We start from the raw sequence: 12,985 nt of genomic DNA on the forward strand, positions 1-12,985 counted from the left end.
AGGTCGGCGAGCCGCCGGGCGACCTCGAGGAGTCGTCGGTGTTCGGCGACCGCGGCGTCGGCGCGTGTGGTCGCGAGCGCTCGTTCGTTGCCGCGGGCCTCGACCCGGTACTCCGCCCGGACGAGCGCGCGCTCGACCGCGGACGTCCGCGCGAGCACGTCCGCCTCGGCCGGCGGCTCGCCGCCGTCGGCGGGATGGAGTCCGTGCTCGGTGATCTCGCGCTCGGCGACGTCGAGCAGCGTCCGGACGCGGGTGCTGCTCTCGTCGAGCCGCTTCTGCGCGTCGCGGCGGCGCTCCTCGAGTGCCTCCTTGTAGGCCTCGAACCGCCTCGTGCCGAACAGGGTGCGCAGCAGCTGCTGCCGCTCGGCGTTGGGCGCGAGGAGGAACCGTGAGAACTTGTTCTGCGCGAGCAGGATCACCTGCTGGAACTGCTGCGCGCTGAGCCCGAGCACTTCGTCGAGGGCGAGCCCGACCTCGCGCTGCTTCGCCGCGCGCCCCACCCAGGCGCCATCGACCCACTCCTCGAGCTCGGCTCGCGCGGGCTCGACGGTGAGGCCGCCGCCGCGTTTGGCGGGACGCTCGTACTCCGGCGCGCGCGTGACTCGCCACCGCGTGCCGCCGACGGTGAACTCGAGCCGCACCTCGGTCGGGTCGGTCAGGAAGCTGTGGTCGCTGCGCAGCCGCCGGTCGCCCCCGTCGTACCGGGGCACCGAGCCGTAGAGCGCGAAGCTGACCCCGTCGAGGATGCTGGACTTGCCGGCGCCGGTCCGCCCCGAGATGAGGAAGAGTCCGTCGTCGTCGAACGCGTCGAAGTCGACGCTCTGGCGCTCGCGGAACGGCCCGAAGCCGGTCAGTTCGAGGCGGTGCAGCTTCACGCGAGTGCCTCCTGGCGGACCCGCTCGTCGAGCACGTCCTCGAGGATCTCGGCCTCGCGCTCGGTCGCCCCCTGACCCTCGCGCACGTGCGAGAGGAAGGCCTCGACGAGCTCACGGTCGGTGCGCGCCGCGCGCACCCGCTCGACGTAGCTCTGCCGGTCGCCCTGTCGCACCACGGCGGGGGCGTGCACGACCTTGGCGCAGAACGGAAAGCGCTGCTGCAGACGGCGCAGCGGGTCGGCTTCGGGGAGGTCGTCGGTGTACTCGACGCACACCCAGGCGTCCTCGGCGTCGGCGTACGCCTCGTCCGCCAGGATGTCGGCGAACGGGCCGCGGAGGGTCACGAGCCGGCGCGGCACCGGCAGCGCCAGCCACTCGACGGTCGAGAGTCCGTCGGCGTCGAGGTCGACGAGCCACGACCCGCGGGGTTTGTCGCCCTCGCCGAAGCTGTAATGCAGCGGCGCCCCGGCGTAGCAGACGTTCTCGGCCAGCCGCTGGCGCCCGTGGATGTGCCCCAGCGCCATGTAGTCGACGCCGTCGAAGGTCGACAGCGGCACGACGTCGAGCCCGCCCTGCTGGATGTCGCGCTCGAGGTGCGGCGTCGGCTCGACGCCCGCGGCGAAGCAGTGCGCGATCGCCACCGAGCGGCCACCCCGCTCGGCGAGGTCGGCGCGGACGAGGTCCATCGCCCGGCCGAGGACCGCGGCCTGGGTGCGGACCCCCTCCCACCGGTGCCGCAGCAGCGCGGGCTCGAGGTACGGGATGCCGTAGAAGTGCACCGGCCCGTGGGCGTCGTCGATCGTGAGCGGGGTGCCGACGGCATCCGCATCGGTCAGGACGTGGATGCCGTCGCGCAGCAGCCCCGCCTGGAAACCCAGCCGCGCGGCGGAGTCGTGGTTGCCGCTCGTGACGACGACCCGGGCGCCGGCGTCGGCGATGCCGCGGAGCGCGTCGGAGAGCAGGGTGTAGCACGCGGCGGCGGGAGTCGCGGAGTCGAACACGTCGCCCGCGACGATGACGACGTCGACGTCGTGCGCGCGCACCTGGGCGGTCAGCTCGTCGAGCACGCCGCGGAGGGCGTCGAGCGTGGAGTGACCGTGGAAGGTCCGCCCGATGTGCCAGTCGGAGGTGTGCAGGATGCGCATGCTCACACGGTAGATCGGGCCTCGGACATCGCCCCCGAGGCGTGCCGGGACCGCGTCAGTCGGTGCCCGGGACGAGGGTGCCGCGGCGTCGCAGCCCGATGAGGTCGACGACCGAGACGAGCGTCGCGATCGCCAGGAAGACGCCGACCGCGGCCATGCCGTAGGCGTACGCGTCGTGGTACACCGCGAGGGAGTCGAGCCCGGCATCCTTCTCGCGGTAGATCGACGCGTAGAACAGCGACAGACCGATCGCCGTGCCCACCGCCGTCCCGACGCGCTGCCCGAGCTGTCCGACCGAGCCGGCGAGGCCGCCCTCGCGCACGGCGATCTCGGACAGCGTCAACGTCTGGTTGGGCGAGACGACGAGCCCGCCGCCCGCCCCGGCGACGAGCAGCGCCGCGGCCATGCCGTAGGCGACGGTCTCGCGTGGCATCGTGTAGGCGACGATGGTCAGCGCGACGACGCTCACGAGCACCGTCACGAGCCCGATCGTCACGAGCTGCCGGCCGAGTCGGTTCACGAGCAGACCGCCGTAGTACGAGCTCGCCGCGCTCGCGACGGCGAATCCGATGGAGACCATGCCGGCGAACACCGGCTCGAGGCCCACCCCGAGCTGCAGGAACAGCGTGCCGAGCAGGAACATGGGCGGGATCGCCGTGAAGTAGGCGACGACCACGAGCGTGCCGTTGCGGAACGACCGGATGCGGAACATCCGGAACGGGATGAGGGGCTGACGACCGGATGCCGCGTACCGCCGCTCCCACCAGAAGAACAGCGCCGCGAACAGGACGAACGCGGTCAGCAGCCACCACCGGTTCGGGTCGTCCTCGGGTGAGCCGGTCGTGAACAGGAACGGCCACATGAGCGAGACGATCATGAGTCCGAAGATCACGATGCCGACCGGGTCGAGCTGCAGCGGCAGGCCGCTGGCCTGACGGGTCTGCGGGAGGATCCAGATCACCCCGGCGAGCACGAGCAGGCACAGCGGCACGTTGAACCAGAAGATGCCGCGCCAGCCGTCGGTCTCGCCGCCGATCGCGATCATCAGGCCACCGAGCGTGGGGCCGAACGCGGTGGCGATGCCGATCGTCGCCCCGAACAGACCGAACGCGCGGCCGCGCTCCTTGCCGGTGAACAGCTGTTGGATCGTGCCCATGACCTGCGGCATTTGGATGCCCGCCGCGATGCCCTGGACGAGCCGCGCCGCCATGAGCACCTCGATGCTCGGGGCGAGCGCGCAGACCGCGCTCGTCACGGTGAACAGGCTCAGCCCGACGACGAACAAAACTTTGCGCGACCGCTGGTCGCCGAGCCGCCCGAAGGGCACGAGCGCGAGACCGAACGTGAGGATGTAGCCCGACACGACCAGCTGCAGCTGCGTGGACGTCGCGCCCAGCGACGCCTCGATCGCCGGAAGACCGACGTTGACCTTGCTGAGGTCGAGGATCGTGAACGCCGCCACCGAGACGCACACCCAGAAGGCCCGCCAGCGCTGCGAGGAGGAGAGGGGGATGCTGGCGGTGGCAGGGGATGTCATGACCGTCCCACGCTACCGGCCCGGCGGTGGCTCGAGGCGGGCGCACTCAGGATGCCGCGGCGCGCACCACCCCGCCACCAGGGTCACTCGGCGCGACGCTCCGCCTGCTCGTCGGTCAGCACGTCGGGGTCGAGCCCCTGCTGGATCTCGGCGCTCTCGACGAACGGGTCGGGGGCGGCATCCGGCATGGGCGCACCCTCACCGCGACCGCGGTCGGCGGCATCCTGCTGTTCCTTCTCCTCGTTCGTCACCGCGCCCGAGGCGATGATGGAGGACTCGTCCTCCGACCAGCCGCCGGCCGGGGCGGCCTCGCTCGTCCGGTCGTCCGCGTCGTGTTCCATGGCCGTCTCCTCCGTCATCTGGTGCAGCCATCGTCCGGTGCGGCGGCGTCGCCGTCGACGGGCTTGACCGCGTCGCCGCGGGACGGCTACGAACGAGGAGGACACGGAAAGGGAGCAGGATGTCGGGACACGGGCGCGACACGGCGGGAGGGCCCTTCGTGGTGACCCTCGTCGTCGATCTGCCGATCGCGAAGCCGGATGCCCTCGAGACGATCGCGTTCGCGTGCGACGGTGTCGTCGAGCATGCGCGCACCGCCTACCCGCGCGTCAGCCTGTCGCCGGGGGCATGGGCCGAGGTGCAGATCCCGAAGTTCGGCGATCCGCCGCCTCTCGCGATCGACGTCTGCTCGGACGAGTCGGGCGAGGTCGCACGGGCCGCGGCCGACCGCCTGAAGGGCGCACTCGAGCGGGTCGGGTGGCGGATCCGCGATCCGCGACCCGGCGAGGCCTGATCGCTCAGGCCGTGCGACGCTCCTGCAGGAGCGTCTCGTGTCCGGGGTTCGCCTCGAACCAGTCGGCGACGTACCAGCAGACCGGGATGACACGACGGTCGCCGCGTCGCTCGAGGTCGTCGACCGCGCGGCGCACCAGCTCGCCGGCGTAGCCCGACCCTCGGAACGTGGGGATCGTGTAGGCGCGCGTGAGGGCCACGGTGCGGCCGTCGTCGTTGTAATCGAGGACGCTGACGAGGTCTTTGCCGCGGTGCAGGGTGTAGCGCGCGGCATCCTTCTCATCGGTGAAGATCAGGTCGCTCATGCGATCACGCTACGCCGATCCGGCGACGCGCGGACGATGCCCAGCGGATTGAGCAATCTGTCACATTCCGTCATGCGGACGCTGTCGAGGGCGGGCGGTTTGACACATGGCGACGCGCTTCGTCATAATCGGCCACATGACTGACTTCGCACGCACTCTGTCCGCCCGGGAGGCGAACGGAACTGCCGGCATCATGATGCCGCAGCGTGCTGTCATGTGTTGCCGAATGTGTCGCTGACACGGTGATCCCCGCCGGGTCGCGCCGCCGTTTCTGAACACGGCGTCGTCCGACCCCCGAGGCTCCGGTTCCTCCGCCCACAACGCGGATGCCGGTGGTCTCGCACATCGGCCCCAGTGAGGCCATCCGCGCAACACTCCCGAACCCGCGTCCCGCTCCGGGTTCCCCCCTTCGAAGGACATCGCCATGTCGACCTCCGCTCTCCTCTCCGCTCCCACCGCCCCCCGTCACCTCCGCGCCGTGGAGGACATCGCTCCGGCCCGCCCCGCCGCGCCCCGCCCCGCGCCGTCCGCGAGCGGACTGCCCGCCGGAACCGCGCCGCGGGGCTTCGCCCTCTACGTCGGCCTCGACGAGCTGAAGGCCGCCGCCGACGGTGTCAGCCTCTCCGTCATCGTCGACGCGCTCCGCCGCACCATCGCCGAGCTCGCGCCCTCCGCCGAGACGCACGCGACCGTCGCCCTCGCCCCCGTCGGCGCCGGCGGCCGTGACGTCGACGTCGTGCGCCTCGCGCTGCACGAGCCGGCCGCCGTCGCCCGCACGAAGCCCGAAGAGCCGCTCGACGAGCACGTCCCCGGTGGCGTCACGATCGACATCTCCCGGCGTCGCGTGCACATCGACGGTGAGACCGCCGCGCTCACGTTCAAGGAGTTCGAGCTGCTGCAGTACCTCGTGCTGCGCGAAGGTCGCACGATCGAGCGCACCGAGCTCGTCTCGTCGCTGTGGAGCCACGCCGACGGCGACGACGCTCCCGGCGAGCGCACGATCGACGTGCACGTGCGCCGCCTGCGCTCGAAGCTCGGCCGCTACGAGGACATCGTCCGCACCGTGCGCGGAATCGGCTACCGGTTCGACCGCCACGCCGACGTCGTCATCCGCTACGGCCACGGCACCCCTTCGCCTGACCGCTTCTGACCGCCGCGCCGGGTGCGCTGTCAGCACCCGGACGTAGGGTGTCGGCATGAGGACGGGACTGCGCGAACGGATGCCGCATCCGCCGCCGCCCTCGTCGGTGAAGCCGCTCGAGGCCGAGTACCGACCGAAGGTCCCGGCCGATGCGGCGGGCGCGATGCGCTATCAGCAGCGGGGCGCGCACGACCCGTCGCAGACCACGGTCGACGGCGTGATCTGGCGCGCGACGCGGACACCGGAGGGCATCGCCACGATCGCGATCCGGCCCGGGCTCCGGACGGTGCGTGCGGCGGCGTGGGGTCCTGGCGCGGCGTGGACGCTGGATCAGATGCCGCGGCTGTGCGGCGCGGGCGACGACCCCGAGGGGTTCGACGCGTCGCGGCATCCGCTCATCGCGGCGACCCACCATAGGCGACCCGACCTGCGGATCGGCGCCACCGACCTCGTCTTCGACGCGCTGGCGAGCAGTGTCTTCGAGCAGAAGGTGACGGGGCTGCAGGCGTTCGGCGCGTGGCGCTGGATCCTGACGCACCACGGCGAGCTCGCCCCCGGCCCGACGCCGCGGCCGATGTACGCGCCGCCGGCGGACTGGCGCATGATCCCGAGCTGGTCGTGGCATCGTGCGGGGCTCGAGCCGCCGCAGTCCCGAACGATCGTGGATGCCGCCCGCCGCCGCACCTCGATCGCACGCGCCGCCGTCGCGGCGACCACGGGCGACGAACGCGACCGGGTGTTCACGAGCCTGCCGGGCGTCGGCGTCTGGACGAGCGCCGAGACCCGCATCCGCGCCTTCGGCGACCCCGACGCCGTGAGCTTCGGGGACTATCACGTCGCCCACCAGGTGGGGTACGCGCTGACCGGATCGCGCGTCGACGACGACGGGATGCGGGAGCTGCTCGAACCGTGGAAGGGCCACCGGCAGCGGGTGATCCGCCTGATCGGTGCGAGCGGCGTCGTGGAGCCGCGGCGCGGTCCGCGCCTCGCGCCGGAGGATCACCGGGCCCGCTGAGGACCCCGCCCGTAGGCTGGGCGCATGGCGCAGCGGCAGCGGGGACGACGGTTCTGGGTGATCGGCACGGTGCTGCTGTTCGTCGGCGGCATCCTGTTCGGACTGATCCTGCAGAACGTGTGGATCGGTCTCGTGCTGGCCGCGGCGATCTCGATCGGCTGGCTCATCGCGTACGAGTCGCGCCGCGGGCGCAACGAGGGCATCTACGACCGCGACGACGACGGCGCGCAGCTCTAGTAGTAGACGGCGAGGGGCCCGCGCGGGCCGTCCACGACATCGACAGGCGTCTCGAAGATGTCGGTGAGCACGTCGGCGCGGATGATCTCGCCCGGCGTGCCGAAGGCGGCGACCCGACCGTCCTTCATCGCGCAGACGCGGTCGGCGTAGTGGCCGGCGAAGTTGATGTCGTGCAGGACGACGACGATCGTCCGTCCGAGCTCGGTCGCCGCCCGCTGCAGGTGGCTCATCATCTGCACGGCGTGCTGGATGTCGAGGTTGTTGAGCGGCTCGTCGAGCAGGACGTACTCCGTGTCCTGCGCGAGGACCATCGCGACGTATGCGCGCTGCCGCTGTCCGCCCGAGAGCTCGTCGAGGTAGCGGCCCTCGAGGCCGCGCAGGCCGAGGAAGTCGATCGACCGATCGATGATCTCCTCGTCGACGACGGTGAGGCGACCCTGCGAGTGCGGATAGCGTCCGAAGCCGACGAGCTGACGCACCGTGAGCCGGGTGACGAAATGGTTCTCCTGCCGCAGGATCGCGATGACCTTCGCGAGCTCGCGGGACTTCGTCGCGGCGACGTCGTGTCCTCCTACCGAGATCGATCCCTCGTCTGCGGCGAGGAGGCGTCCGACCATCGTGAGGAGCGTCGACTTCCCGGCGCCGTTGGGTCCGATGAGGGCGGTGATGCCACCGGCGGGCAGGTCGAGGGTGACCGGACCGATCGCGACCTCGGTGCTGTAGCGCTTCTCGACGGCGGTGAGCGAGATCACAGGCGTCCCTTTCGGAGCAGGTGGATGAGGAAGAGCGTGCCGCCGACGATCTCGACGATGATCCCGACCGAGCCGGCGGCGTAGAAGACGTGCTTGAGCACGACGTAGGCGCCGCCGAGCACGACGAAGCCGACGAGTCCGGAGAGGGCGAACATCCGCCGATGGTCGTAGGTGTCGGCCAGCTGATACGTGAGCATCGCGACGAGGAACCCGAAGAACGTCATCGGACCGATGAGCGAGGTCGACACGGCCATCAGAACCGAGACGAGCAGGAGGGCCAGGATCGAGTCGCGCCGCTGGGACGACCCGAGGCTCAGCGCGACCTCGCGCCCCAGGCCGAGGAGGTTGAGTCGCCCGCCACCGAAGGCCAGGAGGCCACCGGCGGTGACGACGAGCGGCAGCGCGATGGGGAGGTCGGTCGCGTCGGCGTTCGCGACGCTGCCGATCAGTCGCGCCGTCAGCAGGTCGAACTCGGTGGGCGTCAGCAACCGTTGCAGGAACGTCGAGAAGGCGGCGAGCGCGCCTCCGAGGATGATGCCCACGAGGAGCATGATCTGCACGTTGGCATAGCGCCCCGACAGCAGCCATCCATACAGGGCTCCCGAGAAGGCGAGCATGGCCGCGATCTGCAGCAGGTAGGGACCGGGCCCCTGCACGAGGAGCGCACCGGCGGCCCCGAAGAAGAAGATCGCCGCCGTCGAGATCGCGGTGTAGAGGGACTCGAAGCCCATGATCGACGGCGTGACGATGCGGTTCGCGGTGACGGTCTGGAAGGTGATGGTGGCGATCCCCTGGCACACGGCGACGATCGCGATCACGATCACACTCGTGACGCGCAACTGTGCGATGCGCCAGAAGCCGTCGCTGCCCGTGGGGGCAGGGTTGTCCCAGAGCAGAATGCCGGCCGCCACCGCCACGGCGAGGACACAGAGCACCGCCACGGTCACGGCGTAGCGGCGCGCGCGGGTCGCCGTCGGGAACGCACCGGAGAGGGCGACGACCTCAGCCACGGCGACGCTGCCTCAGCAGAAGGCCGATGAACACGACGGCGCCGACCATCGCGAGAATCAGCGAGACGGGTACTTCGAAGGGTGCGTTGACGACGCGGGCGAGGATGTCGCAGGCAGTGATCAGTGCGATGCCGCCGAGCGCGACCCACGGGAGGTTCGACCGCAGATCATCCCCCCGGATCAGCGAGACGACGTTCGGGACGATGAGTCCGAGGAAGGGCAGGTTGCCGACGACGACGGTGACGACGCCGGCGGCGAGGGCGATGAGCACCGTGCCCAGCAGAACGATGCGCCGGTAGTCCAGTCCGACGTTGGTCGCGACGTCCTCGCCGAGCCCGGCGATCGTGAAGCGGTCGGCCGCGATGAAGACGGCGATGACGACGACGAGCACGATCCACAGCGGTTCGTACTGCCCCCGGAGGACGGAGGTGAACGAGCCCGTGAACCAGATCGCCATGCTCTGCAGCAGGTTCGTCGACAGCGCGAAGAAGGTCGAGACCGCGCCGACGACAGCGCCGAGCATCATCCCCACGATCGGCACGATGATCGAGGAGGTCAACATGACCCGGCGCAGGAACAGGAAGAAGAGCATGGTCCCGACGAAGGCCATCGCGACAGCGCCGATCATGCGCACCACAAGGGGCGCGTCGGGGACGAGCAGCATGACCAGCAGGAGTCCCAGGCCCGCCCACTCGGTGGTCCCGGTGGTGGTCGGTTCGACGAACCGGTTCTGGGTCAGCAGCTGCATGACCAGTCCGCACATGGCGAGCGCTGCGCCGGCGAGGACGAGGCCGACGGTCCGAGGGATGCGCGTGATCGCGAACATCTCCGCGCCATCCTCCTCGCCGATCACGTCGTAGACGCCGACGAAGAGGGAGAGCGCCACGAGCCCGGCGACGACGACAGCGCCGAGCAGAAGCTGCCAGGTGAACAGGCGCCCGCGCGGGCGCCTGTTCACCGGGTGCTCGAGAGTGAGGGTCACCGGCTCTCGAGGGCGTCCGCGAGGTCCTCGAAGAACGTCGTGTACGTCTCGATCCCCTCGTTCAGGTAGGTGCCCTGCGGCATGTAGACGATGTTGCCCTCGCGGACGGCGGTCACGTTCTGCAGCGCTTCGGATCCGGCGAGGATGTCGGTCGCCGGGGTGTAGGCCTCATCAGTGTTGACGCTGACCGCGGCATCCCGATCCATCACCAGGAACCAGTCGGGGTCTGCGGCGGCGAGCGCTTCGACCGAGATGTCGTCGCCCTGGTGATCGGTCGAGCCGTCGGACTCCAGCGCCGGCGTCAGCCCGAGGATGTCGTAGACGGGTCCGAGCGTGCGACCCGTGGTCGGCGCGGCGTAGTTGATCTCACCTCCGGACGTGATCACACCCATGACGGTCTCGCTGTCGTCGTAGGCGGCCAGGACCCGTTCGATGGCAGCGTCGAAGTCGGCGACGAGGGCGGCGGCCTCCTCCTGCTTGCCGAAGATCTCGCCGAGGGTCGTGACCTGGCGACGCAGCTCCTCATCGAGAGGCTCACCGTCGCGCGGATCGAGCTCGACGATGGCGGCGTCTGGGACGAGCGTCTCGAAGTCGGCGTAGTAGCTCGAGAAGCGCTGCCCGTTGACGATGAGGTCGGGGTCGGCGGCCACGACCGCCTCGAGGTCGGGTTCGTTGTGGTTGCCGAGGTTCGCGACGGCGGGGTCGTCCTTGAACGACAGACCGTCGGGGAAGATGTCGAGCGGCGCCCCGACGACCGGGACCCCCCAGGAGTCGAGCATCGAGATCGTGCGGTTGTCGGTGGCGACGACCCGCTGAGGCGGGGTGGTGACGGTCTGCTCGCCGTGGTTGTCCTCGACGGTGACCGTCTCGGTGTCGGTCTCGGCGGCCGGCTCGGCGTCGGCGGCGGTGCCGGCGCACCCCGCAAGGGCGAGTGCCGCGAGGGCGACCAGCGGAGTGGCGGTCAGGGGACGGATGCTGCGCATGTGACTGCTCCTGTCGTCGACGGAGCGGGCGTGTATGAGCACGCTGGCGCCGTCGGTCGGAAGGGGATCGCCGGCGAGTGCCAGGCAGTTTTAGGTTAGCCTTACCTGTGTGAGCTTCGTCAAGTCCGCCCCCTCCTTCCGGCTGGAGCGACAGCCGCTCGACCTCCGCTTCCGCCGCGCCGCCCTCGCGGCCCGAACGTGGGAGACATCGACGTATGTGCGCGTCCGCCTCGAGGGCGACGACCTGCGCGGTTTCACGTCGCTCGGCAGTGACGATCACATGCGCCTGTTCTTCCCCGCCGAGTCCGCCGTCGACCTCGACGCGATCCGACAGTCACCCAGCCGCGAGTACACGCCGCTGGCGTGGGATGCCGAGGCCGGATGGCTCGAGGTCGAGTTCGCCGTGCACGGCGATCAGGGCATCGCGGCGCCGTGGGCGGCATCCGCTCCTCTCGGCTCGACGATCGGTGTGGGCGGACCCCGCGGCTCGATGGTGATCGCGGGCCGTCCCGACGCCTGGTTCCTCGCCGGCGACGAGACCGCCGTGCCCGCGATCCGTCGGTTCGCCGCGCTGATGGACGCGGACGCGGTCGGCCGCATCCTCATCGAGGTGACGGATGCCGCCCACGAGCTGCCGGTGGCGGCGCCGCGCGGAGTGGACGTCTCGTTCGTGCACCGTGGCGACGCGTTCCCGGGTGTGGCCCTCGCCGCCGAACTCGACCGCTTCGCGGAGCAGGATCGCCCCGACGGCGACGTGTTCGGCTTCGTCGCCGCCGAACAGGGGATCGTGAAGTCCGGGCGACGCCTGCTGCTCGAGCGGTGGGGCCTGGCATCCGACCAGGTGGTCGTGAAGGGTTACTGGAAGAGCGGCGAGGCCGAGTACCACGCGCCCCACTGACCGTCAGGTCACCTGCGTGACGGCGGGCGGGGATCGCTCAGCCGCCCGCGCCCGAACGCCGACGGGCGGAGTCGTCCGCGCCGTGTCGCGCTGCGAGACGCACGACCCAGTAGATCCCGACGACCACGAGCGCGATGAGCGCGAGCACGGCGAGGATGATCAGCAGGTGCCAGCCGAAGAGTCCGCTCATCATCACATCTCCTCGTGGGTGTCGGGGTCGCCGTCCCACAGCCGGCCGCGCTCGAGGGCCGAGATCGCCGCCACCTCGTCGTCCGTGAGCGAGAACCCGAAGACGTCGGCGTTCTCGACCTGGCGGACGGGATCGGCGGACTTCGGGATCGGGGTGCTGCCGAGCTGCACGTGCCAGCGCAGCACCGCCTGCGTCGGCGTCACCCCGTGGGCGGCGGCGACGTCGCGCACGATCTGCTCGCTCAACAGTTCGGAACGCCGGGCGAGCGGGCTCCAGCTCTCGGTGCGGATGCCCTGCGAGACGTGGAAGGCGCGCAGCGCCGCTTGCGGGAAATACGGGTGCAGCTCGACCTGATTGACGGCGGGGACGACACCGGTCGCCTCGATGATGCGGGAGAGCATCGGCTCGGTGAAGTTCGAGACGCCGACCGATCCGACGCGACCCTCCTTCTGCAAGTCGACCATCGCGCGGTAGGTGTCGACGTACTTGTCGACGCTCGGGTTGGGCCAGTGAATGAGGTACAGGTCGATGCGGTCGAGTCCGAGGCGTTCGAGCGAGCCCTCGGCGCTGCGGCGGGTCTCTTCGTAGCCGTGGTCGCGTCCGGGGACCTTCGTCGTGACGATGAGGTCGTCACGGATGCCGCTCTGCCGCACGGCCTCGCCGACCTCGCGCTCATTCTCGTAGTTGACCGCCGAGTCCAGCAGGCGGTACCCGCCCTCGACGGCCGCGACGATCGAGCGGATGCCGTCCTCGCCACGCAGGTTGTACGTGCCGAGGCCGAGCTGGGGGAAGGCGGTGCCGTCGTTCAGGGAGACCGTGGGAATGGTGACCATGCGTTCACGCTACGCCCCGCACGCGCTCCCCCGCTCGCGGCAGCAGTCCGGCCAGGTCGTCGGGCGTGTCGAGGTCCCACCGCAGCCCCGATGTCGCCCGCACCGGCATCGGGCGGCAGCCGAGCGCGAGGTGGCGTGCGAACGAATCGGGACCGTACGCCGACGCCCAGGGCACACCCGCTTGCGCGGTGAGGAGCGTCGTGCCGGTGCCTGCGGCATCCGGGATCACGGCTCGCGGCGCCGCCGACGCCGTCGCCAGTGCGGCCGACAGTTCCGCGGGGGCGAGGGCG

16 protein-coding genes and 1 pseudogene are annotated in these 12,985 nt (G+C 70.8%); 5 read left to right on the forward strand and 12 right to left on the reverse strand.

What is annotated here, in order from left to right; genetic code table 11:
- The 4 genes from NH287_RS13545 to NH287_RS13560 form a co-directional block, all read right to left on the reverse strand.
- A partial coding sequence (locus NH287_RS13545; RefSeq protein WP_253036039.1) for an AAA family ATPase occupies positions 1-875 on the reverse strand: 875 nt, incomplete at its 3' end.
- Positions 872-2,020, reverse strand: coding sequence for an exonuclease SbcCD subunit D (locus NH287_RS13550; RefSeq protein ID WP_253036040.1), 1,149 nt, complete (start codon positions 2,018-2,020; stop codon positions 872-874). The genes NH287_RS13545 and NH287_RS13550, both read right to left, overlap by 4 nt.
- Before the next feature lie 55 nt (positions 2,021-2,075).
- On the reverse strand, positions 2,076-3,557 hold the full coding sequence (locus NH287_RS13555; RefSeq protein WP_253036041.1) for an MFS transporter: 1,482 nt from the start codon (positions 3,555-3,557) through the stop codon (positions 2,076-2,078).
- A gap of 83 nt (positions 3,558-3,640) precedes the next feature.
- Positions 3,641-3,898, reverse strand: a complete 258-nt coding sequence (locus tag NH287_RS13560; RefSeq protein WP_253036042.1) for a hypothetical protein — start codon at positions 3,896-3,898, stop codon at positions 3,641-3,643.
- Positions 3,899-4,017: 119 nt separating this feature from the next.
- On the opposite strand from NH287_RS13560, the gene NH287_RS13565 reads away from it, so the two are divergent.
- Positions 4,018-4,350 (forward strand): hypothetical protein, encoded by a 333-nt coding sequence (locus NH287_RS13565; RefSeq protein ID WP_253036043.1) that lies wholly within the window; start codon positions 4,018-4,020, stop codon positions 4,348-4,350.
- 4 nt (positions 4,351-4,354) lie between these two features.
- On the opposite strand, the gene NH287_RS13570 is transcribed toward NH287_RS13565, so the two are convergent.
- Entirely contained in the window at positions 4,355-4,654 is a 300-nt protein-coding gene (locus tag NH287_RS13570) for a GNAT family N-acetyltransferase (RefSeq protein WP_253036044.1), read from the reverse strand.
- 424 nt (positions 4,655-5,078) lie between these two features.
- Between NH287_RS13570 and NH287_RS13575 the strand changes: the two genes are divergently transcribed.
- The 3 genes from NH287_RS13575 to NH287_RS13585 all read left to right on the forward strand — a co-directional run bounded on the left by NH287_RS13575 (position 5,079) and on the right by NH287_RS13585 (position 7,047).
- Positions 5,079-5,804, forward strand: a complete 726-nt coding sequence (locus NH287_RS13575; protein WP_217529269.1) for a winged helix-turn-helix domain-containing protein — start codon at positions 5,079-5,081, stop codon at positions 5,802-5,804.
- 70 nt (positions 5,805-5,874) lie between these two features.
- Positions 5,875-6,810, forward strand: a complete 936-nt coding sequence (locus NH287_RS13580) for a DNA-3-methyladenine glycosylase (protein WP_253036052.1) — start codon at positions 5,875-5,877, stop codon at positions 6,808-6,810.
- A 24-nt stretch (positions 6,811-6,834) separates the two neighbouring features.
- Positions 6,835-7,047 (forward strand): hypothetical protein, encoded by a 213-nt coding sequence (locus NH287_RS13585; protein ID WP_064003883.1) that lies wholly within the window; start codon positions 6,835-6,837, stop codon positions 7,045-7,047.
- Here the strand turns inward: NH287_RS13585 and NH287_RS13590 are convergent.
- Genes NH287_RS13590 through NH287_RS13605 form a run of 4 tightly spaced genes read right to left on the reverse strand, consistent with a single transcriptional unit; the run spans position 7,044 to position 10,774 of the window.
- Entirely contained in the window at positions 7,044-7,799 is a 756-nt protein-coding gene (locus tag NH287_RS13590; protein ID WP_253036045.1) for an ABC transporter ATP-binding protein, read from the reverse strand. The two genes, NH287_RS13585 and NH287_RS13590, sit on opposite strands and share 4 nt — an antisense overlap.
- Positions 7,796-8,809, reverse strand: a complete 1,014-nt coding sequence (locus tag NH287_RS13595) for an iron chelate uptake ABC transporter family permease subunit (protein ID WP_253036046.1) — start codon at positions 8,807-8,809, stop codon at positions 7,796-7,798. Before NH287_RS13595 ends, NH287_RS13590 begins: the two co-directional genes overlap by 4 nt.
- A complete protein-coding gene (locus NH287_RS13600; protein ID WP_253036047.1) occupies positions 8,802-9,791 on the reverse strand; it encodes an ABC transporter permease in 990 nt (329 codons plus the stop codon). Before NH287_RS13600 ends, NH287_RS13595 begins: the two co-directional genes overlap by 8 nt.
- Entirely contained in the window at positions 9,788-10,774 is a 987-nt protein-coding gene (locus NH287_RS13605) for a siderophore ABC transporter substrate-binding protein (protein ID WP_253036048.1), read from the reverse strand. The genes NH287_RS13600 and NH287_RS13605 overlap by 4 nt, the downstream gene beginning before the upstream one ends.
- 109 nt (positions 10,775-10,883) lie before the next feature.
- On the opposite strand from NH287_RS13605, the gene NH287_RS13610 reads away from it, so the two are divergent.
- Positions 10,884-11,672: a siderophore-interacting protein gene (locus NH287_RS13610; protein WP_253036049.1), complete on the forward strand. Its 789-nt coding sequence runs from the start codon at positions 10,884-10,886 to the stop codon at positions 11,670-11,672.
- 37 nt (positions 11,673-11,709) lie between these two features.
- On the opposite strand, the gene NH287_RS13615 is transcribed toward NH287_RS13610, so the two are convergent.
- The 3 genes and pseudogenes from NH287_RS13615 to NH287_RS13625 form a co-directional block, all read right to left on the reverse strand.
- Complete coding sequence (locus NH287_RS13615; RefSeq protein ID WP_253036050.1) at positions 11,710-11,862, reverse strand: hypothetical protein; 153 nt, start codon at positions 11,860-11,862, stop codon at positions 11,710-11,712.
- 2 nt (positions 11,863-11,864) lie between these two features.
- Positions 11,865-12,695, reverse strand: coding sequence for an aldo/keto reductase (locus tag NH287_RS13620; RefSeq protein ID WP_253036051.1), 831 nt, complete (start codon positions 12,693-12,695; stop codon positions 11,865-11,867).
- Positions 12,696-12,699: 4 nt separating this feature from the next.
- Positions 12,700-12,985, reverse strand: a pseudogene (locus tag NH287_RS13625) (2-phospho-L-lactate guanylyltransferase); the annotation flags it as partial.

This window comes from Microbacterium sp. CnD16-F (assembly GCF_024124465.1).
In the GTDB taxonomy this organism is placed as follows: Bacteria; Actinomycetota; Actinomycetes; order Actinomycetales; family Microbacteriaceae; genus Microbacterium; species Microbacterium gawkjiense.